General features: G+C 70.6%; 15 protein-coding genes. 7 read left to right on the top strand and 8 right to left on the bottom strand.

The window, feature by feature from the left end; all coding sequences use genetic code 11:
• Positions 1 to 94 precede the first annotated feature (94 nt).
• Positions 95 to 1408: a UDP-glucose dehydrogenase family protein gene (locus ACX80F_RS09760; protein ID WP_459336190.1), complete on the bottom strand. Its 1314-nt coding sequence runs from the start codon at positions 1406 to 1408 to the stop codon at positions 95 to 97.
• A gap of 296 nt (positions 1409 to 1704) precedes the next feature.
• Here ACX80F_RS09760 and ACX80F_RS09755 point away from each other — a divergent pair, with 296 nt between their 5' ends.
• A complete protein-coding gene (locus ACX80F_RS09755; protein ID WP_459336189.1) occupies positions 1705 to 2349 on the top strand; it encodes a sensor histidine kinase in 645 nt (214 codons plus the stop codon).
• A 99-nt stretch (positions 2350 to 2448) separates the two neighbouring features.
• Here ACX80F_RS09755 and ACX80F_RS09750 read toward each other — a convergent pair whose 3' ends face one another.
• From ACX80F_RS09750 to ACX80F_RS09730, 5 genes are all read right to left on the bottom strand, one after another.
• On the bottom strand, positions 2449 to 3162 hold the full coding sequence (locus ACX80F_RS09750; protein WP_459336188.1) for a GAF and ANTAR domain-containing protein: 714 nt from the start codon (positions 3160 to 3162) through the stop codon (positions 2449 to 2451).
• A 26-nt stretch (positions 3163 to 3188) separates the two neighbouring features.
• Entirely contained in the window at positions 3189 to 3869 is a 681-nt protein-coding gene (locus ACX80F_RS09745) for a GAF and ANTAR domain-containing protein (RefSeq protein WP_459336187.1), read from the bottom strand.
• A gap of 183 nt (positions 3870 to 4052) precedes the next feature.
• Entirely contained in the window at positions 4053 to 4736 is a 684-nt protein-coding gene (locus tag ACX80F_RS09740; RefSeq protein ID WP_459336186.1) for a GAF and ANTAR domain-containing protein, read from the bottom strand.
• A 91-nt stretch (positions 4737 to 4827) separates the two neighbouring features.
• Entirely contained in the window at positions 4828 to 5481 is a 654-nt protein-coding gene (locus ACX80F_RS09735; RefSeq protein ID WP_459336313.1) for a GAF and ANTAR domain-containing protein, read from the bottom strand.
• Positions 5482 to 5795: 314 nt separating this feature from the next.
• Positions 5796 to 6521, bottom strand: a complete 726-nt coding sequence (locus tag ACX80F_RS09730; RefSeq protein ID WP_459336185.1) for a GAF and ANTAR domain-containing protein — start codon at positions 6519 to 6521, stop codon at positions 5796 to 5798.
• 221 nt (positions 6522 to 6742) lie between these two features.
• Between ACX80F_RS09730 and ACX80F_RS09725 the strand changes: the two genes are divergently transcribed.
• From ACX80F_RS09725 to ACX80F_RS09705, 5 genes are all read left to right on the top strand, one after another.
• Complete coding sequence (locus tag ACX80F_RS09725; protein ID WP_459336184.1) at positions 6743 to 8671, top strand: FAD-binding monooxygenase; 1929 nt, start codon at positions 6743 to 6745, stop codon at positions 8669 to 8671.
• Position 8672: 1 nt separating this feature from the next.
• A complete protein-coding gene (locus tag ACX80F_RS09720) occupies positions 8673 to 9413 on the top strand; it encodes an IclR family transcriptional regulator (RefSeq protein WP_459336183.1) in 741 nt (246 codons plus the stop codon).
• 43 nt (positions 9414 to 9456) lie between these two features.
• Complete coding sequence (locus ACX80F_RS09715; protein WP_459336182.1) at positions 9457 to 10788, top strand: AMP-binding protein; 1332 nt, start codon at positions 9457 to 9459, stop codon at positions 10786 to 10788.
• A gap of 79 nt (positions 10789 to 10867) precedes the next feature.
• On the top strand, positions 10868 to 11569 hold the full coding sequence (locus ACX80F_RS09710; RefSeq protein WP_459336181.1) for an LmeA family phospholipid-binding protein: 702 nt from the start codon (positions 10868 to 10870) through the stop codon (positions 11567 to 11569).
• 246 nt (positions 11570 to 11815) lie between these two features.
• Complete coding sequence (locus ACX80F_RS09705) at positions 11816 to 14509, top strand: cation-translocating P-type ATPase (RefSeq protein WP_459336180.1); 2694 nt, start codon at positions 11816 to 11818, stop codon at positions 14507 to 14509.
• On the opposite strand, the gene ACX80F_RS09700 is transcribed toward ACX80F_RS09705, so the two are convergent.
• Both ACX80F_RS09700 and ACX80F_RS09695 read right to left on the bottom strand, forming a co-directional pair.
• Positions 14472 to 17756 (bottom strand): HAD-IA family hydrolase, encoded by a 3285-nt coding sequence (locus ACX80F_RS09700; protein WP_459336179.1) that lies wholly within the window; start codon positions 17754 to 17756, stop codon positions 14472 to 14474. The genes ACX80F_RS09705 and ACX80F_RS09700 overlap by 38 nt on opposite strands.
• Positions 17746 to 18777 carry a zinc-dependent alcohol dehydrogenase family protein gene (locus ACX80F_RS09695; protein ID WP_459336178.1) on the bottom strand — a complete coding sequence of 344 codons (1032 nt, stop codon included), beginning with the start codon at positions 18775 to 18777 and terminating at the stop codon, positions 17746 to 17748. The genes ACX80F_RS09700 and ACX80F_RS09695 overlap by 11 nt, the downstream gene beginning before the upstream one ends.
• A gap of 262 nt (positions 18778 to 19039) precedes the next feature.
• Here ACX80F_RS09695 and ACX80F_RS09690 point away from each other — a divergent pair, with 262 nt between their 5' ends.
• Positions 19040 to 19774 (top strand): MOSC domain-containing protein, encoded by a 735-nt coding sequence (locus ACX80F_RS09690; protein ID WP_459336177.1) that lies wholly within the window; start codon positions 19040 to 19042, stop codon positions 19772 to 19774.
• Positions 19775 to 19782 lie beyond the last annotated feature (8 nt).

Raw genomic sequence — 19782 nt, 5'->3', positions numbered from 1 at the left:
TATCAGTACGTCAGTCCTGCATGAGCGGCCCATGATGGCTACGTGAGGGCTTTCTCATACTTTGCAAGGATCACCCCGGCGTGCCGGTGGTGGTCTAGGGCCTGCCGATTCCTTTGAAGTTCCAGCCCGCGCGGCGCCAGGTGGCGGGCTCCAGCACGTTGCGGCCGTCCAGGATGTTCTTCTTGCCCACCGATAGGGCTGCTACTTCCGGGGTGAGCTTGCGGTACTCCTCCCATTCGGTGAGCAGTAGCAGGGCATCTGCGTGATTCATCGCCCGGGTCAGATCTTCCTCGTACGTGAGCTCCGGGAAGCGGCGCCGCGCACCGCCGAGTGCCTCGGGGTCGGTGACGGTGACCTCGGCGCCCTGTAACTGCAGCTGGGCGGCGATGCTGAGGGCAGGGGAGTCCCGCACGTCGTCGCTGTCCGGTTTGAACGCCGCCCCCAGTACAGTGATGCGCTTGCCGAGAAGCGACCCTCCCACCAGGGCGCGGGTGAGCTCGACCGTGCGGATGCGACGCCGAACATTGATGTCGTCCACTTCACGCAGGAAGGTGAGCGCCTGATCCGCGCCCAGTTCACCGGCGCGCGCCATGAACGCCCTGATGTCCTTCGGGAGGCAGCCACCGCCGAAGCCCACACCTGCGTCGAGGAACTTCCGGCCGATCCGATCGTCGATGCCGATGGCGTCGGCAAGGAGCGTGATATCGGCGCCGGTCACCTCGCAGACCTCGGCCATGGCATTGATGAAGGAGACCTTCGTGGCCAGGAACGAGTTCGCTGCGGCCTTGACCAGCTCTGCGGTGGCGTAGTCGGAGCACAGGCGCGGGGTGCCCGCCGAAAGGGGGGCGGCGTACACGGCGTCGAGCATCTGCATGGCACGGACACCGGCCTCGCCTTCCGGTAGGCCGTAGACGAGACGGTCGGGGGAAAGGGTGTCGTTGATGGCACGTCCCTCCCGGAGGAACTCGGGATTCCAGGCGAGGACGGCACTGGGGTGCCGCCGCGAGAGGTCAGCCGCGAGTCGGGCCGCAGTGCCCACCGGGACCGTCGACTTGCCGACGACGAGATTGCCCGGCTCGAGGGCGTCGAGCAGCGACGCGAAGGCGCTGTCGACATGGCGCATGTCCGCCGCGTACTCGCCCTTGCGTTGTGGTGTGCCGATGCATAGGAAGTGCACCTCCGCTCCGGCGGCATCGGCAGCGTCGGAGCTGAACTTCAACCGGCCGGTCGTCAGGATCCCGTCGAGCAGCTCGGGCAGGCCCGGTTCGAAGAACGGGGCACGCCCTGCCTGAAGGTCGTCGACCCGCCGGGCATCGACGTCGATAGCTACGACGTCATGGCCGAGTTCGGCCATACACGCGGCATGGACGGTGCCGAGGTATCCGCAACCGGTAACAGATATGCGCATGCGTGTCCTCGTTCGTTTGTCGGCGCAGAAGTCTGCGGAGGATGAACGCCAACACCTTGCTCCTGAAGGTGTGCCGATTCTCTGGAAGTCACCATTCAGTCACCCGGACGTAAGGTCTCCATGAGCCGGCGATGAGAAGGCTCTCATCCTCGCCTGCACGGACCGTGGTGCGATGCCATCCGGATCAGATAGTGATTGACCTCGGGGCGGGCGAAGCGGAGTCTTGTACTAGACACCCCAGACCCTGGTGGCTCCCTCCGTTCCCTGCCGTCAGGATTCCCGCTATGTCGTCCGTTGTGGATTCACGACCCGTCTTGTCCCGCGTCGCCCGCACGTCGTCGAGAAGTGGGAACGGGTCCGACGATGTCCTCGAGCAGCACGATCAGGTCATTCAGCGCCTGTTCGCGGCGGGCCTGCGCGTCCAGGGCCTACGCAGACACCTCTCGGACAGCGAAGCCCTCGAACAGGTCAGTGTGGTGTCCGCTGAACTGGACGCCACGATCAGGGAGTTGCGGCGCACCATCTACGCTCTGCGGTCGGCCCAGGAGGCCGCCCCGACCTTCAGTGCCCGCGTTGTCGCCCTCGTCGCGGCAGCGACAGAGGACCACGCCCTTCAGCCCGGACTGCATCTCTCGGGTCCCATCGACGCTGCTGTCGACTCCGGTGTGGCCGAGTATGTGCTGGGAGTCCTCCAGGAAGGCCTCGGCAATGCACTCCGGCACGCCGCAGCGGATTCCGTCACCATCACGCTGCGGGCCCTTCCGGATCATGTCGAGCTCGGGATCATCGACAACGGCGACGGGATCATCGAGCCGTCATCGTGCCCGGGCCTGACAGCCATGCGGCATTACGCCGAACTCTGTGCGGGGACCCTTTCGATCTCGAACTCCCTCGGCGGGGGGACGCGCGTCCGGCTCGCCGTGCCCGTGAGCTCCCGCTGACTGGCAGAGAACATCGATGACGGGCCCCTGCTGCTCACGTGCTCCGGATGCACTCCGAGGGTGAGCTCGGGCGTCGCCGTTCCCGGACCGGTCGGGTAGTCAGAGGGTGAGTGTTCGGCTGACTATTGCTTCGGCGGTGTCGGTCAGGCTGGTCCTGTGGGAGCGGGCGTAGGTGCGCAGGCGTTCGAAGGCCTCGTTCGTGGAGATCTGCGAGAGATGAGAGATCACGCCCTTGGCCTGTTCGACGAGGATCCGGCTGTTGAGTGCGCGCTGCAGTTGATCGTTGACGATCGCTGACTCCCGGAGGGTGCGTTCCTGCAGGATGCTGATCGTCGACACGTCGGCCAGCGCCTGACCGATGGCGACATCCTCCTCGTTCAACGCACCGGTGTCGGTGCGGAACAGGTTCATCGCTCCGATGGTCTTCCCGCGCACGCGTAAGGGGAAGGCATGCACGGACTGGAAGCCCTGGGCCGCGGCCGCATGCTTGAACCTCGGCCACCGGTCTCCTGTCCCGGCGATGTCGCGGATGGTGACGGGAACACCGGTGACGAAGCACTCCACGCACGGGCCTGCCCCTGTCTCCTGCTGGAGGACTTCGATGAGGTGGCTTTCCTCGCTGGTCGACGCCAGCACCTGCAGGACACCGTCCGGGTCGGCGAGCATCAGCCCCGCGGCGGTCGCGTCGAGCAGCCCCACGCACTCGTCAACGAGGGTGTGCAGGAGGTCGAGGACATCGTATTCATCGACCAGGGTGTCCGCGATCCTGACGAAAGCGGCACTGACCCGGCTTGCCCGGGTGGTGGATTCCATGAAGCCCACGGTAGGCCTCCTTCGGTTCATTGCATAGATTCGAACGGAGGCGAGAAGTCCAGCCTCCTGTCGAGCACATCGCCGGATGTCTCCCGTACCGTCTGTCCGTTCGCGAAAGCGTGCCCGCGTAGCAGCAGCAGAGCCTCAGCCGCCGTCCCGCCGGTCTGGGCCAGCACCATACCGGTTGCCTGGTGTATCTCGCGGCGCGACGGTGTCAGCCCCGCTTCGGGGTCGTCTTCGTCGTCGGGAACAAGGACGCGGCGCAGCAAGCTCCAGGCAGCCCGGTCCGCCAGAGCACGTGCGGTGACCACCTCGGACGGGTTCAGGTCCCCCGGGGTGGTCCGGTAGAGCTCCACGACTCCCACGTCCAGGGCGCCGATGACCAGAGGGAACACGAACAGGGCCTGTACCCCGGTATCGGTCAGGGCCTTTCCGAAGACCGGCCAATGATCGTGCGTCATCGAGCGGACGTAGGGCAGGAGGACGGGCGTCCGGGAGCGGGCGGCCTCCCACCGAGGGCCCTCACCGAGATCGAACTGCAGCTCGTCGAGCCTGGCAGCGAGCTCGTCGCTGGCACCCAGCATGGTCTCCTGCATCGACCCGCTGAAGGCCGACAGTGCAGCGCCCGACACCGGTAGCGCGTCGATGAACGACGCGCACAGGGCCGAACACAGCTGGTCCAGCCCGGCCGATTCGTTCAGGGTCATCTGTATCACCTGCCCGGGGGCGATGAGGGGTAACGCCAGCCCAGCATCTTCCTCACCCTTTCCGCGGACAGTGCGAACAGTTGAAGGAAAGATCATGCGGAACCATCAGCGGTCCCGGTGAAGCTTGTGGAAGAAGTCTAGCCGCCCGTGCGCGCCGGGGTCAGGGCTGACCGGGAGCCTGTTTCAGAGGACCAGTGTGCGGTCGATGACCTGCTGGCTGGTGTCACTGAGGGTCTGATGTGCGGAGCGGGCGTGACGACGCAGGCGGTTGAACGCCTCGTCCATGGTGACGGTGGAGATTTGGGCGATGACGCCCTTGGCCTGCTCGATCATGATCCTGCTGTTCAGCGCCCTCTGTAGCTGATCGTTCACGATCTGGCCTTCCCGGATCGTGCGCTCCTGCAGGAGGCTGATCGTGGCCACGGACGCCAGCGCCTGGGCGATCACGGCATCCTCCTGCTCCAGGTCACCGCTCGCAGAGCCGAAGAGACCCATGGCGCCGATGACTCGTTCGTGGATGCGCAGGGGAACCACATGGACGGACGCGAAACCCTGCCGGAGGGCAGCCCGGCGGAAGGCCGGCCACTTGTCGAGAGCGGCGATATCAGCGATCGTGACGGCGGATCCGGAGTGGTAACACTCGATACAGGGGCCTTCTCCTGCCTGCAGCTGGAGGATCTCGACGAGTTCCGACTCCTCGCTGGTCGACGCCACGACCTGCAGGTCCCCGTGCGGGCCGGCGAGCAGGATGCCCACCTGATCGACCTGCAGCAGATCGACGCATTCCTCCGCGAGAGTGTGGAGCATGTCGAGGACGTCGTAGTCGGCGACCAGGGTATCGGCGAGCCTGACGAACGCGGTGCTCACTTTTTCGGGTCTGGATCGGGTCACCATTGTTCCGCCCTCCGGCGCTGCTTCGTATCGTCGCCCTGGTGGCGGGGATGGAGAAGTACTTCCACTAGTCTTCCTCACTGCCGGCGCTTCCCGGAACGGCATCCGGCTCCGCCGTGAAGGTCAGGCTCCTGCTGATGACGGCCTGTGCCGCCTCCTCGAGGGTCTGCTCGTGGGCGAACGCGTGAGCGCGCAACAGCATGAGTGCCTCAGCGGCCGAAACATCAGCCTGCACGAGAATCATCCCGGTGGCCTGATGAATCTCCCGCCGCGCGAGCGGCTCGCATTCCGTTGTCCCTCCCGAGCGGCGGCGACTTCCGTCGAGAACGGAGTGCAGCAGGGCCCAGGACGTCGTACCCGTCAGGGTCAGCGCGTGCAGGAGGGCCGATCGGCTGAGCGGCCCTGGACGGGTGTGGTACATCTCGACGACACCGATATTGACGGCGCCGACAAGCAAGGGCAGAGCGAAGACCGCGGCGGCCCCCGTATCAGCAAGGGCGGTGCCCAGGCCCGGCCAGGTCAGGTGGGCCGCGTGCGTATTCGGGACGATCACGGGCGCGCGGGTCCGCATCGCATCCCATCGCGGCCCTTCCCCCACCGAGAACTGCGCCTCGTCCAACGCGATCGCACAGTTGTCCGTCGCACCCATGCGGGTCTCGTTCGCGGTACCGACGAAGATCGACATGGCAGCACCTGTCACCGGCAACTCCGCCAGGAACACCGCACACAGGTCATCATCGCTGTGGAGATTCACCGCGCGGTCCCGACCACGGGGTACGGGACGGAAGGGGCAATCATCATGGCAGGCCTCGGATCGTCGGCTTGGGCCCTACGGCCGCAGGCACACTCATCGTTCTGAAAGCCCCTCAACGATCCGCCGATGATCAGTGAATTTAACGTAGAACCGACCCCACCATAACCCGACATTTCCGTTCGAGGGACGTGCCCGTTCCGCATCCCGGTGAAGAGCTCGTGCCGCCGAGACAGGCGGCATCGGAGGAGCACGTGGCCGAGCATTGTCGCCGGAGGTGCCTGTCAGTTCGTGAAATGCGTTCGGGGGGTGGTTCCGGTGGCCTGCACGATCACGTCCCGGGCGACGTCGCTGAGTTTCTGGTGCCGGGTGTTGGAGGCTCGTTGGAGCATCTCGAACGCCTCCTTCTGGCTGCACCGGCTCTGGCCGAGGATGATCCCGACGGCGATGTCGATATTGGTGCGATTCGCCATCGCCGAGTACAGGTCGGAGGCAGCGTCCTGGTACTTCGCCACCCGCATGGCCATCTCGAGGGCCCTGCCGGCCTGCGCAGCGAACACGGCGGCAGCCCGCTGCCTCTCGGGAGTGAAGTAGCCGGTCGGGCGGGCGTAGAAGTTCAGCGTCGCGAATCCCTCTGCTCCGACATCCAGCGGGACACTGAGCATCGACGCGAATCCGGTCACCGCGGAGGAGTTGAAGTAGCGGGGCCATCGCCGGTCCCGCCGGGCGTCGTCCACGATGACGACCTCGTGCATGGTCATCGCCGCCAGCGACGGTCCTTCGCCGGCCTCGTGCTGCAGTTCGTTGAGGGCCGTGGCCGTGTCCGAGCTGCTCCTGACACTCAGGTGTCGGTTCCCGCGCCGGGACATCAGCCCGCAGGCCACCGACGATCCGTCGGCGAAGAGTTGCTCCCCGAGGACCGACAGCTGGTCGAGGAAGTCCGTGATGTCCCGGTGCTCGAGCAGCAGGGACTGCGGATCCGCTGCGCCCGAACGGCCGTCACTCTGCATAGTGAGTAAGCTACGCCACAATGCGTGAAGTGGTCAGGGTAGGCCCGGCAATTCTCCCGAATGGATGTCCACGCGGCCCGTGATGCTGATCCTGCGCAGTGATGCCGCACCCGGCCATTGAGTAGCGCCGTTACCCGGGCTACCATCGCCCTACAAAAGAAGAACGGCGTGTTCGATTATCGAACGCGAACGGCATATCCACAATGAAGTGAGGCCAGCCCGTGCAATTCCACCACCACGGCTACGTGTCCGGTGACCCCCGCGTCCAGCCGGCCGCCGGCGTCGGCCTGGACCGACCGCAGGAGCTCCCCGACGAGGTCGACGTCCTCATCATCGGCACCGGCCCCGCCGGCATGATCGCCGCCGCGCAGCTGTCCCAGTTCCCGGGCATCACCACGCGGATCGTGGAACGCCGTCCCGGAAGGCTCGAGATCGGCCAGGCCGACGGCATCCAGGCCCGCAGCGTCGAGACGTTCCAGGCTTTCGGGTTCGCCTCCCGGATCATCGACGAGGCGTACCGGATCGTCGAGATGGCCTTCTGGAAACCGGATCCCGCCGACCCGTCGCGCATCATCCGCACGGCCCGTCCCGAGGACGATCCGACCGGCATCAGCGAGTTCCCGCACCTGATCGTCAACCAGGCCCGCGTGCTCGACTATTTCGCCGAGTTCATGAAGAACGCCCCCACCCGCATGGAACCCGACTACGGCTTCGAGTTCGTGGGCCTGGAGGTCGACGACGCGCAGGAGTACCCGGTGCGCGTCACCCTCGCCCGCACAGCGGGGGAGCATGCCGGTGAGGAGCGCACCGTCCGGGCGAGGTACGTGGTGGGGGCCGACGGCGCGCGCAGCCCCGTGCGCCAGGCGATCGGATGCACCCTGGCCGGGGACCGGGCCAACCACGCGTGGGGCGTGATGGACGCCCTCGCCGTCACCGACTTCCCCGACATCCGCCGCAAGTGCGCCATCCAGTCCGGTGCCGGCGGCAGCATCCTGCTGATCCCGCGCGAGGGCGGGCACCTGTTCCGCATGTACGTCGACCTCGGCGAGGTGGACCCGGCGGACAAGGGCGCGGTGCGGGCCACGACCCTCGAGCAGGTCATCGCCAAGGCCAACATGATCCTCAGCCCCTACACCCTCGACGTGCGGAACGTCGCCTGGCACAGCGTCTACGAGGTGGGCCACCGCCTCACCGACAGGTTCGACGACGTCCGGCCCGAGGACGTGGGCACCCGCACCCCGCGCGTCTTCATCACCGGCGACGCCTGCCACACGCACAGCGCCAAGGCCGGCCAGGGGATGAACGTGTCCATGCAGGACGGCTTCAACCTCGGCTGGAAACTCGGGCACGTCCTCGAGGGCCGCAGCCCCGAGGACCTGCTGGCCACCTATTCGGCCGAACGGCAGGTCGTCGCGAAGGACCTCATCGCGTTCGACAAGGAATGGTCGACCCTCATGGCGCGGAAGCCGGAGGACTTCGCCGACCCGTCCGAGCTCGAGGACTTCTACGTGCGGACCATGGAGTTCCCCGCGGGCTTCATGACCCAGTACGCCCCGTCGATGCTCATCGCCGGGGACGCCCATCAGGACCTCGCTGCCGGGTTCCCCGTCGGCAAGCGCTTCAAGTCCGCGCCCGTGGTCCGGGTGTGCGACGGCGTCCCGATGCACCTCGGCCACCATGCGACGGCCGACGGCCGGTGGCGCATCTACGCGTTCGCGGACGGAGCGGAGCCCGGCGCCGCGTCCGGGGTCGCGGCGTTCGCCGACTGGCTCGGCACCCACCCCGACTCGCCGCTCGCCGCCACGCCGGACGGAGCAGACCCGGATGCCTGGTTCGACGTGAAGGTGGTCTACCAGCAGAACCACACGGAGGTGGACATCGGGCGCGTCCCGGCGGAGTTCACACCCGCGGTGGGGCCGTTCGGGCTCACCGACTACGAGAAGGTGTACGCCGCCGATCCGGCCGCGGACATCTTCGAGCTGCGGGGGATCGACCGCGCGGGCGTCGTCGTCGTCGTCCGCCCCGACCAGTACGTCGCGCACGTGCTCCCATTGGCCGACACCGCGGGCCTCGCCGCGTTCTTCGCCCCGCTCCTGGCCTCGCGGACGGCCGGTTCGGGGACGCCGGGCACCGGACGGGCCGTCGCCTGACATGCGTACCTCGCCGGCGGGACCCACGACCGACGCGCCGGGAGCGACGACGGCGGCCCCCGCCTCCCAGACCCTGTCCCGGGGCATCCGGGCCCTGGAGATCCTTGCGGACACCCCGGACGGGCTGACGACGGCGGAGATCGCCGACGCGCTCGACGTGCACCGCTCCATCGCCTACCGGATCGTGCGCACCCTCGAGGAGCACTCCCTCGTGGTCCGGGACGCCGGCGGCCGGTTCCAGGCCGGCCCGGGACTCGCGAACCTGGCCCGGGGCGTGGCGCCCCGGCTGCAGACCGCCGCCCTGCCTGAGCTCACCGCGCTGGCGTCCGAGCTGCAGATGACGGCGTTCATCGCGGTCCTGGACCGGCACCACTGCATCACCCTCGTCGCCGTCGAACCCCCGCACGGCGAGGGCACGCTCGTCCAGCGGCCCGGCTCGCGCCACCCGTTCGACGCCGGGGCGCCCGGCATCGCGATCCAGTCCGCCCTCACCGAATCGCACTGGCAGCGCTTGGCGCCGGGCTCGCCCTACCGGGAGGAAGCCAGGATCGCGGCCGCCACCGGGTACGCCACGAGCCACGACGAGGTGATCCCCGGAGTCAGTTCCGTCGCCGCCCCCGTCCATGTCCGCGGCCGGCTCCCCGCCGCGCTCGCCGTCGTCTACCTCCGCAGCGACCGACCCGTCGAAGCCATCGGCGCGCGCGTCGCCGCAGCGGCCCGCGCCGTCGGGTCCGTCCTGTGACGCAGTACCACCACCCCACACCCCTCCGTGCGAAGGACCAGCCATGACCACCACCGCCCTCCGCGCGTCCGCCGCGGATCCCGCCACCCTCGACGCCGAGGAGACGTGGTCCCGCGACCACCTCGAGTCCGTCCAGCTGGACCGTCTCAAGGCCACGCTCACGCACGCCTACGCACAGGTGCCCCTGTACAAGCGGAAGTTCGACGACGCCGGGGTCCACCCCGACGACCTGCGCGAGCTCGCGGACCTCGCGAAGTTCCCGTTCACCACCAAGGAGGACCTGCGCAGCACCTACCCGTTCGGTATGTTCGCCGTCCCGCAGGAGCGCGTGGCCCGCATCCACGCGTCCTCCGGCACCACAGGCCGGCCCACCGTCGTCGGCTACACGACCGGGGACCTGGACCGGTGGGCGTCCCTCGTGGCGCGCTCCCTGCGCGCCTCCGGCGTGAAGGCCGGCTGGAAGGTGCACAACGCGTACGGGTACGGGCTGTTCACGGGCGGCCTCGGCGCGCACGCGGGCGCGGAACGGCTCGGCTGCACCGTCATCCCCATCTCCGGCGGGCAGACCGAACGGCAGGTCCAGCTGATCCGGGATTTCGAACCCGACGCCATCCTTTCCACACCCACCTATCTGCTGACCATCCTCGATGCCATGGCGGCCGCGGGGATCGATCCGTCGTCGACGTCGCTGAAGACCGGCGTGCTCGGGGCGGAGCCGTGGACGGAGGGCATGCGGCAGGAACTCGAGGGGCGTGCGGGCTTCGACGCCTGCGACATCTACGGCCTGTCCGAGGTCATGGGCCCCGGCGTCGCCGGCGAATGCGTGGAGTCGAAGGACGGCTCGCACATCTGGGAGGACCACTTCCGCCCCGAGATCATCGACCCGTTCACGGAGCAGGTGCTCGACGACGGGCAGGCGGGTGAACTCGTCTTCACGTCCCTCACCAAGGAGGCGCTGCCGATCATCCGCTACCGCACCCACGACCTCACCCGGCTGGAGCCGGGTACCGCGCGCCCCGGCATGCGCCGCATGGCACGCATCACCGGGCGGAGCGATGACATGGTGATCGTGCGCGGGGTGAACCTGTTCCCCACGCAGGTCGAGGAGCTCACGTTGCGCATCCCCGCCCTGAGCCCGCACTTCCAGCTCGAACTCACGCGCCCCGAGGGCCAGCGCATGGACCGGCTGACCATCAAGGTGGAGCCGCGCGAGGGGGTCACCGCCGCCGACGCCGCCGCGGCCGCCGTCGAACTCCGGCACCTGATCAAGACGCACATCGGCTCGACGTGCGCCGTCACCGTCGTGGACCAGGGCTCCCTCGTGCGCTCCAGCGGGAAACTCCGGCGGATCTACGACCTCCGGCCGCGCGGTTGACCGGGCCCGCCGATGCGAACACCGCCGCGCCTCCGCGGCGCTGTTCGCATCGGGAGCTCCGCTCCAGCAGACTGTGCTGATGGAGAGGTCGCGCGTCGGGGACTGGCTGATCGGTGCGCTCGGCATGCTCGTAGTCCTGGGAGTCGCCGTCGGAGCCCTCTGGTGGGCGGTGAGCAGCCCGTCCGGCACGGGCGCCGACGGGGGTACGCCGTCGGTCGCGGCCTCCGGGTCCCCGCCCCCCGCGGAGGCCCGGACCGAGCCTCCGGCCGGACTGGCCGAGGACGCGGTGTGGTTCGCCGACCTCGAACTGGACGCCGGCACCATGGTGGCTGCCGGCTCGACGCTGCGGGACGTCCGGGCCGTGGGACAGGGCGTGGTCACCGGACCCGACGGACTGGTCGCCGACCGGCTCAGCGTGGACGCGACGGTTCCCTTCGACGCCGTCGCGGCCGAACTCGGCGGGGGCTCGGTGGTCCGCCCGGCCGACGACGGGCAGGTCGCCGTGGAGCGCTCCGTCGGGGTCCTCGGCCGGGACCTGCCCGTCACGGCCATCGGCACCGTCGACGTCGAGGGTGGCAGGCTCGTCATGGAGCCGCGCTCGATCGACCTCGGCGGGCGGGGCTTCTTCTCCGACGGGATCGCGGCCCTCGTCCGCCGTTTCGTCACGATCGAACACGAGATCGAGGGCCTGCCCGAGGGGCTCGTCCTCCGGGACGTCGTCGTCCAGGAGGACGGGTTCCGCGCCACCCTCACCGGCGAGGACGTCGCGCTCGCGCCCTGATCCCGGAGTGACTCCGGGCTGGTCCGGGGTGATCCCGCGGTGCTCCCGCGTGCTGTTCTGTCGTCGACGGGTCGGTCGCGGGCCGACGGGGGACCGAGGACCCTCCCCAGCGGCGGGCGGGCGGCCGATACTGGGACCCGCGCCTCGATCGTCGGAGAAGACCATGGTCCTTGCCCACCGCACCGGGCCCGCGGGAACACCGCGCCCGGACACCGCCGTGGTGGACGTCTGCCCGGGGATCCGTCGATGACCACCACCCTCGCCGGTCTCAGCACGGTGGCCGCGACCCGCCTCCTGGCCGAGGACGGCCCCAACCTCCTGCCGCAGACCGCCACCGTTCCGCGCTGGCGGGCGTTCGCCGCCCAGTTCACCCACTTCTTCGCCGTGTTGCTGTGGGTGGCCGCCGCCCTCGCCTTCGTCGCGGGGATGCCGCAGCTCGGGGTCGCCGTGACGGTCGTCGTCATCATCAACGGGGTGTTCTCCTACGTGCAGGAGGCCCGGGCCGAGCGCGCGGCCTCGCAGCTGCGGGCCATGCTCCCCACTCGCGTCCGGGTACGGCGCGACGGTGCGCCGGTGGGCATTCCCGCGGAGGAGGTCGTGCACGGGGACGTGGTGCTCCTCTCCGCGGGTGACAGGATCCCCGGCGACGTCGGCTTCACCGTGACGGAATCCTGCACCGTGGACGAATCGATGCTCTCCGGGGAGAGCGACCCCGTGCCCAAGAGGCCCGGCGACGCGGGGTTCGGTGTGACGTTCCTGGTGAACGGGAACGCCGAGGCGGAGGTCACCGCCACCGGGGCGCGGACCAGGCTCGCGGCCATCGCGACCCTGACCGCCACCGCCCAGCCACCGCAGAGCCCCCTCAACGTCGAGCTGCGACGGGTGGTCCGCATCATCTCGGTGGTCGCCCTGGCCTTCGGCGGCGTGTTCTTCACCGTCTCGCTGCTGTCCGGGACGTCCTGGCGGGACGCCTTCCTGTTCGCGATCGGGGTGTCCGTGGCCCTGATCCCCGAGGGCCTCCTGCCCACGGTCACGTTGTCCCTGGCCATGGGCGCGCAGCGCATGGCGGGCCGGAACGCCCTGGTGCGACATCTGCAGGCCGTGGAGACGCTCGGGTCCACGACGTTCATCTGCACTGACAAGACGGGCACCCTGACGCAGAACCGGATGAGCGCCGTCGAGGTCTGGACGCCGCACGGTGTCGTGACGCTGAGCGGTACCGGGTACGCCCCCAGCGCGAGCATCACGGGGGCCCCTGAGGGCGTCGTACAGGCCCGCCGTCTGGCGCGGGCAGCACGGGCGGCGTCCCGCGGACGGGCCGTGCTGCACGGGGACGAGTGGGTGGCCGAGGGGGACCCCATGGAGGCGGCCCTCGACGCGCTGGCCCGCCGGCTGGATCCCGGCACAGGAGACGGTGTCGGGAGAAATGCCGACGGAAAGGGTGCCTCCGGGGAGAATGCCGACGCCGAGGTGACCGTCGACGCCCGCTGGCCGTTCGACCCGGCCCGGAAACGCGAATCCGTGGCCGCCGCCGGACGCCTCCTGCTGAAGGGTGCCCCCGAATCCGTGCTGCCGCTGTGCCTGGCACCCACCGATCTCTCGGCCTGCGGGGCCGCCCTCGCCGAGATGGCGGGGCGCGGACTGCGCGTCCTCGCGGTGGCCGAGCGCGTGCTGCCCCGAACCCCCGGGACGCCCGGAGCGGACGGTATGCCCGGGGCCGCTGGAACGCCCGCACCTGACGGGACGTGGCCGGAGGACCCGGGCGGGCTGGAACGGGAACTCACCCTGCTCGGCCTGGTCGGCCTGCACGACCCCCCGCGGGAATCAGTGGCCGAAGCGCTGCGCGCCGCTCGGATGGCCGGCATCAAGGTGGCCATGCTCACCGGGGACCATCCGACGACGGCGGCGGCGATCGCCGGGGAGATCGGGCTGCTCGGGCCCGACCGGACCATCCTGGAGGGCAAGGACCTGCCGGAGGATCCGCACCTGCTCGGGGCACTCCTGGACCGGGACGGGGTGGTGGTCAGCAGGGTGTCCCCGGAGCAGAAGCTCGACGTCGCCAAGGCGCTGCAGCTACGCGGGCACGTCCTGGCGATGACCGGGGACGGCGTCAACGACGGCCCGGCCCTGCAGGAGGCGGACATCGGTGTGGCCATGGGAGCCAGCGGCACCGACGTGGCCCGGGAAGCGGCGGACCTGGTGCTGCTGGACGACGATTTCGCGACCATCATCGCCGCCGTCGAGCAGGGCCGTGCGACCTACGCGAACATTCGCCGATTCCTCACCTACCGCCTGACCGACAACGTCGCAGAGCTGACCCCGTTCGTCGTGTGGGCGCTGTCCGGCGGGAGCTTCCCGCTGGCGCTCGGGGTGCTGCAGATCCTCTTCCTGGACATCGGCACGGATCTCCTCCCGGCACTGGCCCTGGGCAGCGAGAAGGCCAACAAGCGCGTCATGCACCGCCCGCCGGAACGCCGGCACCTCATGGACACCCGGCTGATGGTGCGCGTCTTCGGCGTCCTCGGCCCGGTGGAGGCCGTCTTCGAGATGACGGCGTTCACCCTCACCCTCTGGCTGGCCGGGTGGCGGCCCGGGGCGGAGTTCCCCGCCGTCGGGGTCCTCGCGGCGGCGTCCGGGGCGGCGTTCACCACCGTGGTCCTGGCGCAGCTCGCCAATGCCTTCGCCTGCCGCAGCGAGTCCCTGCCCCCGTGGCGCCTGGGCTGGCGGACCAATCCGCTGATGCTGCGGGCCGTGGGCGTGGAAGTCCTGGCGCTGCTCGGGTTCCTGTTCATCGTGCCGGTGGCCGACATGCTCGGGCATGCGCCCCCCACGGCGGCCGGGCTGCTGGTGGCATTGCTCTCCATGCCGGCCCTGCTGGCGGCGGACTACTGGCACAAGCGGCTCACGCACCGGAGGACGGCGGTCCCGTCCGCAGGCTGATCCGCACGGTGCTCCCGGGCTCCACCACCGTCAGGCGCCGTCCCACGCGGACGCGGACCGCATCGGCGGTACTCTCCGCGGCTACCACCGTCAGCGTGTCCTTCTCCAGGGTGATGCCCAGGGGCAGCCCCCGGTACCGGATCCGGAAGGAGACCCGCTGCAGTTCCGTGGGCAGGCGAGGGGTGAAGGCGAGCGCGTCGGCGTGCATCCGCAGTCCCGCGAAGCTGCGCTGGACCACGTCCACGGTGCCGGCCATCGCCCCGAGGTGGATCCCCGTGCGCGTGGTGCCGCCCTGGGTGTCGTCGAGGTCGGCGTCGAGGGCGTCGCGGAAGGTGGCCCACGCCCGTTCCGGGGACGACGCCGCGAGCACCGAGGCGTGCGCCACCCGGCTGAGAGTGGACCCGTGAGCCACCCGGGCGAGGTAGTACTCGACGGTCCCCGCGAGCTGCTCGTTCGTCGGCGCGTACCCCATGCGGCGGAGGCGGCGCTTCAGCTGGTCCCGGCCCAGCAGGTAGAACAGCATGAGGACGTCCGCCTGCTTGGAGAGCTTGTACCGGTTGGTGGTGTCCCCCTCGGCGCCGAGGAGGAGGTCCAGCCGCTCGATGGTGCCATAGGTCCGCCGGTAGTGGTCCCAGTCCAGTTCCTCGAGCTGCTCGTAGCCCGCGCACTGGCTGATGACGCCGTCGTGGAAGGGAACATGGAGCAGGCGCGCCAGGCGCTTCCTGTGGTCCAGCTCGCCGCCGGTGATGTGGAGCCGGCGGCGCAGGTCCCGGCGGTCCCGGCCGCGGACGGCGTCCATGATCCTCGCCGGGCGGGAGCACACCCAGGAGGCCATGACGTTGGTGTACGCGTTGTCGTCGACGCCCTCGCCCGGGCGGCCCGGGTAGCCGTCGTGGTACTCGTCCGGCCCCACCACACCGCGGAGATGGAACCGGCCGTCGCGGGCGTCGAACTCGGCCGCCGCCGCGAAGGACCGGGCCACCTCGACGATCAGGTCCGCGCCGTGGCCCAGGATCCACTCCCGGTCGGCGGTGGCCTCGTAGTACTGCCAGGCGTTGTACGCCACGGCGAGACTGCCGTGGCGCTGCAGGTGGGAGTGGTCCGGGGTCCACTGCCCGGAGAACCGGTTGTAGAGCCAGGGCGGGGTGTCCTCGGTGCCGTCGCTGCCGCTGCGCCACGGGAACATGGCACCGGCGAGACCGGCGGCGCGCGCCCGGTCCCGGGCGGCGTCGAGTCGGCGCCACCGGTAGTCGAGGAGGGAACGGGTCACCGACGGGAGGCGGGACGTGACCAGGGGCAGGACGAAGAGGTCGTCCCAGAAGATGTGCCCGCGGTAGCCCTCGCCGTGGAGCCCGCGCGCCGGGACGCCGGCGTCGAGCTCGGCCGTGTGCTGGGAGAGGGTCTGCAGCAGGTGGAACACATGGAGGTTCAGGATGAACTGGGTCTGACGGTCTGCGTGCAGGTCGAAGCCGAACAGGTCCAGCAGCGGCCGCCACGCGTCCTCGTGGGCGGCCATCGCGGGTGGGAAGCCCCGGGGCGCGCGGGCCAGGACGGCGAGGGCCGCGGACAGGGGCGAGGACACCGCGCGGTCCCTCGAACTGACGACGGCGACCGTCTTGCAGACGGTGAGCGGCACGCCGTCCACCAGGGTGGCGGCGTGGTGCTGCAGCCATCGGGAGGGTGCGGGCCCGTCGTCGGGTGCCGCGTCGGGTGCAGCATCGGGCGCCGGTGTGCTGGCCACCGCGGCCGGGGCGCCGTCCGGGCCGGTGAACGTGACCTCGGCGGCGACGGCGATCCGGATTTGGCTCTGCCGGGTCAGCACCTCCACGGACTCGACGCCCGACCGCACCCGGCGGTCCAGGACATGGAGGTGGCGGCCCCCGAGTGCGGCGTCCTCGGGGACGTTGCCGTTCACCACACCCGCATCGAGACCCGTGCGGATCCCCACGGCCCCGCCCCAGCCGCGGGCGGTCAGCCTGGTCTCCAGCAGCGCCAGTCCGGGCTGGGCCATGGAGACGATGCGCCGCTGGTGGACCTCCAGCCGCCGGCCGTGGGCGTCCTCGAGCACCGCCCGCCGGAACAGGACGGCCCGCCGCAGGTCCAGCTCGCGATGCTGCCCCGCCAGGGTCAGACCGCCGTCGGACCACCACGGACCGGGCGGTAGCCGGAGGTCGAGGGGAAGCCAGTTGGGGAGGTTGACCAGGTGTTCGCCGTCCGCCTCCTCGCCGTGCACCAGCTCGGCACACCGGTTGTAGATGCCCGCGAGGTACGTGCCGGGGTAGTGGACGGCGTCGGCGACGGCCTCCGGGTCGGCGCCGCGTGTAGCCATGCGGCCGTTGCCCAGGGTGGTCAGCGCCTCGCGGTGGCCCTCGTGCCAGGGGTCGAACCCGTCGTAGATGAGGTGCCAACGGTGCGTGAGGACCAGGCCCATGTCCAGCTGGCGGGCGTCGTCGAGCACCATGTGGGCGCCGGCGCGTTCGAGTGCCGTCCGCTGCTCCGCGCGGTCGATCCCCACGATCAGCCCGAACCCGCCCGCGTGGGCGGCGGCCACCCCGCTCGTGGCGTCCTCGACGACCACGGTGCGGGCGGGGCGGGTCCCGAGCCGACGTGCTGCCTCGAGGAACGTGGCCGGGTCGGGTTTGCCGGGCAGCCCCAGCTCCGCGGCCACGGTCCCGTCGACGACGACGTCGAACGCCTCCTCCAGCCCGGCGGCGGCGAGCACCGAGGCGGCGTTGCGGCTCGCCGTCACCAGCGCGCACGGGACCCGGCTCTCGTGCAGCCGACGGATCAGTTCCACCGTGCCGGGGAAGGCCCTCACGCCGTGCCGGCGCAGCTCGTCGACGAACAGGGCGTTCTTCGCCGCACCCAGGCCCTGCCCCGTCCATGCCTCCGGCGGGTCCGACGGCGTCCCGGGTGGCAGGTGGATCCCGCGGGAGTGCAGGAACACGGCGACGCCCTGCTCCCGCGGGCGCCCGTCCACCCAGGCGTAGTAGTCGCTGTCGTCGAAGGGACGCAGGTCCGCGCCGGCGGGCACCCGCGGATCCGCGAGCACGGCGTCGAACAGCTGCTTCCACGCGGCCCGGTGCACCGACGCCGTGTCCGTGACCACGCCGTCCAGGTCGAGGATCACCGCGTCGAAGGGGGACGCGGTGCCCGTCACCGTGGGGCTGCCGCTCCCGCGCCGCCCCGGCACGGCGGAACCGACGCCGGTTTCCGCCTCGGCGCCGTCGACGCGCTCAGGTCCCATCGGGACCGCCGGCCAGGTGCAGGACCGCGGCGCCGTCGACGCGGTCCGCCGCAAGGTCCGCCAGGGCACGGTCCGCCGCCGTGAACGGATACCGCTGGACGGTGGGCCGCAGCGGGATGCGGGCCGCGAGCGCCAGGAGCTCACGGCCGTCGGCCCGGGTGTTCGCCGTGACGCTGCACAGCCGGCGTTCCTGGAAGAGCTCGTCGGCGTAGTGCAGCACCGGGATGTCGCTGAGATGGATGCCTGCGACGGCCAGGGTACCGCCGCGGTCCAGGGCCCGCAGGGCAGGGGGCACCAGTCCGCCGGCGGGCGCGAAGAGGATGGCGGCGTCCAGTGGCCGCGGAGGCTCCTCGGCGGCGTCCCCGACGAAGGCGGCGCCCAGCTCCGCGGCCAGGCGCTGCGCGCTCGCCGAGCGGGTCATGACGGAGACCTCCACGCCCTCGAACATCGCCACCTGCGCAGCCAGGTGGGCGGACGCCCCGAAACCGTAGATGCCGAGCCGGCCGCCGGGCCGCACCCCGGACCGGCGGAGCGCCCGGTACCCGATGATCCCGGCGCAGAGCAGCGGGGCCGCCTCCTCGTCGGAGAACCCCGGCGGCACCGCGTACGCGAAGGCCTCGGGAACGGTCACGAGCTCGGCGTATCCGCCGTCGTCGTCCCAGCCGGTGAACCGCGGGGACAGGCACAGGTTCTCGTCGCCGCGGAGGCAGAACCGGCAGGCACCGCACGTCGAGCGCAGCCACGCGATGCCCACCCTGTCACCCCTGCCGAAGAGCCGGCAGCCCGGCCCGGTGCCCACCACCTCGCCGATGGCCTCGTGCCCCGGCACGGTCCGCGGATGCCTGGCGGGCAGATCGCCCTCGACCAGGTGCAGGTCGGTCCGGCACACCCCGCACGCCCGGACGCCGACCAGCAGCTCACCGGGGCCCGGGACGGGGTCCGGCCGGGTGCCGAACACGAGCGCCGACGCACTCCCCGCGCTCGGGTCAGGGTGGGCGTCGTCAATCCACCAGGCGCGCACGGCCCACCCCTCGGTCCGGGGCGGGACAGGCGTTGACCGCCCGATGCCGTGCCGGGTCGCGGACCCGGCCGTCGTCCTCGAGTGACATGGGCACCCCCTGGGTAGAGGCAATATCGTACGCCGTGACGGGCTCCCGATCCGCTCCGCGGAGGACGCCTCGCCCGGGCCGGGTGGCGCGCGCCGTCGGGACTTTGCCGCGACGCCCGGGATCCCGGTACCCGGGGCGGGACGGCCCGCTCGGGGCGGGTGCGAGAATGGCCGCATGCCGCACCAGGGAACACCCGTCGGGCGGGTCCACGCGCTCTACCGGTATCCGGTGAAATCGACGTCGGGCCAGCCGGTGGGAACAGCCGCCGTCACCCCGTCGGGTCTCGAGCACGACCGCCGCTGGGCGGTCTACACCCACGACGGCGGGATCGCCAGCGGCAAGCGCACACGCCGCTTCAGGCCGGTCCCCGGGCTCCTGGACTGGACGTCGGAGTGGGACGGGCGCGACGGCGTCTCACTCCTCCGCAGCCCCGCCGGTGTTCCGTACCGGGTGGACGACCCCGCGGCCTCCGATGCGCTGACCGCAGGGTTCGGCCAGGAGCTGACACTGCGGGAGGGGACCACCGTGCAGCACCATGACGAGTCGCCGCTCCACCTGGTGACGACGTCATCCCTCGCCGCACTCGCGGAGCTGCTGGGCGGCGCGATCGAGGAGCGCCGCTTCCGCCCGAATCTCGTCCTGGATACCGGTTCCGATCCGCTGTTCCTCGAACGTGACTGGGCGGGGATGGAGCTGGCGATCGGCGATGACGTGATCATCACGGTCGACGCCGGCATGCCCCGCTGCACGATGATCGACCAGCCCCAGGCAGGGATGGCAGCCGGACCCCGGGCGCTGAAGGTACTTTCGGTTCACAATGGACTGGAGTTCGGGGTGCAGGCCCGCGTCGCCCGCAGCGGCGCGATCAGCGTGGGAGACCTGGCGACCCTGCGCCGTAGGGCGTTCTGATTCATCAG

It is taken from the genome of Arthrobacter sp. TMS2-4, from assembly GCF_054511075.1.
This window is presented reverse-complemented; position numbering and strand designations above follow the sequence as displayed.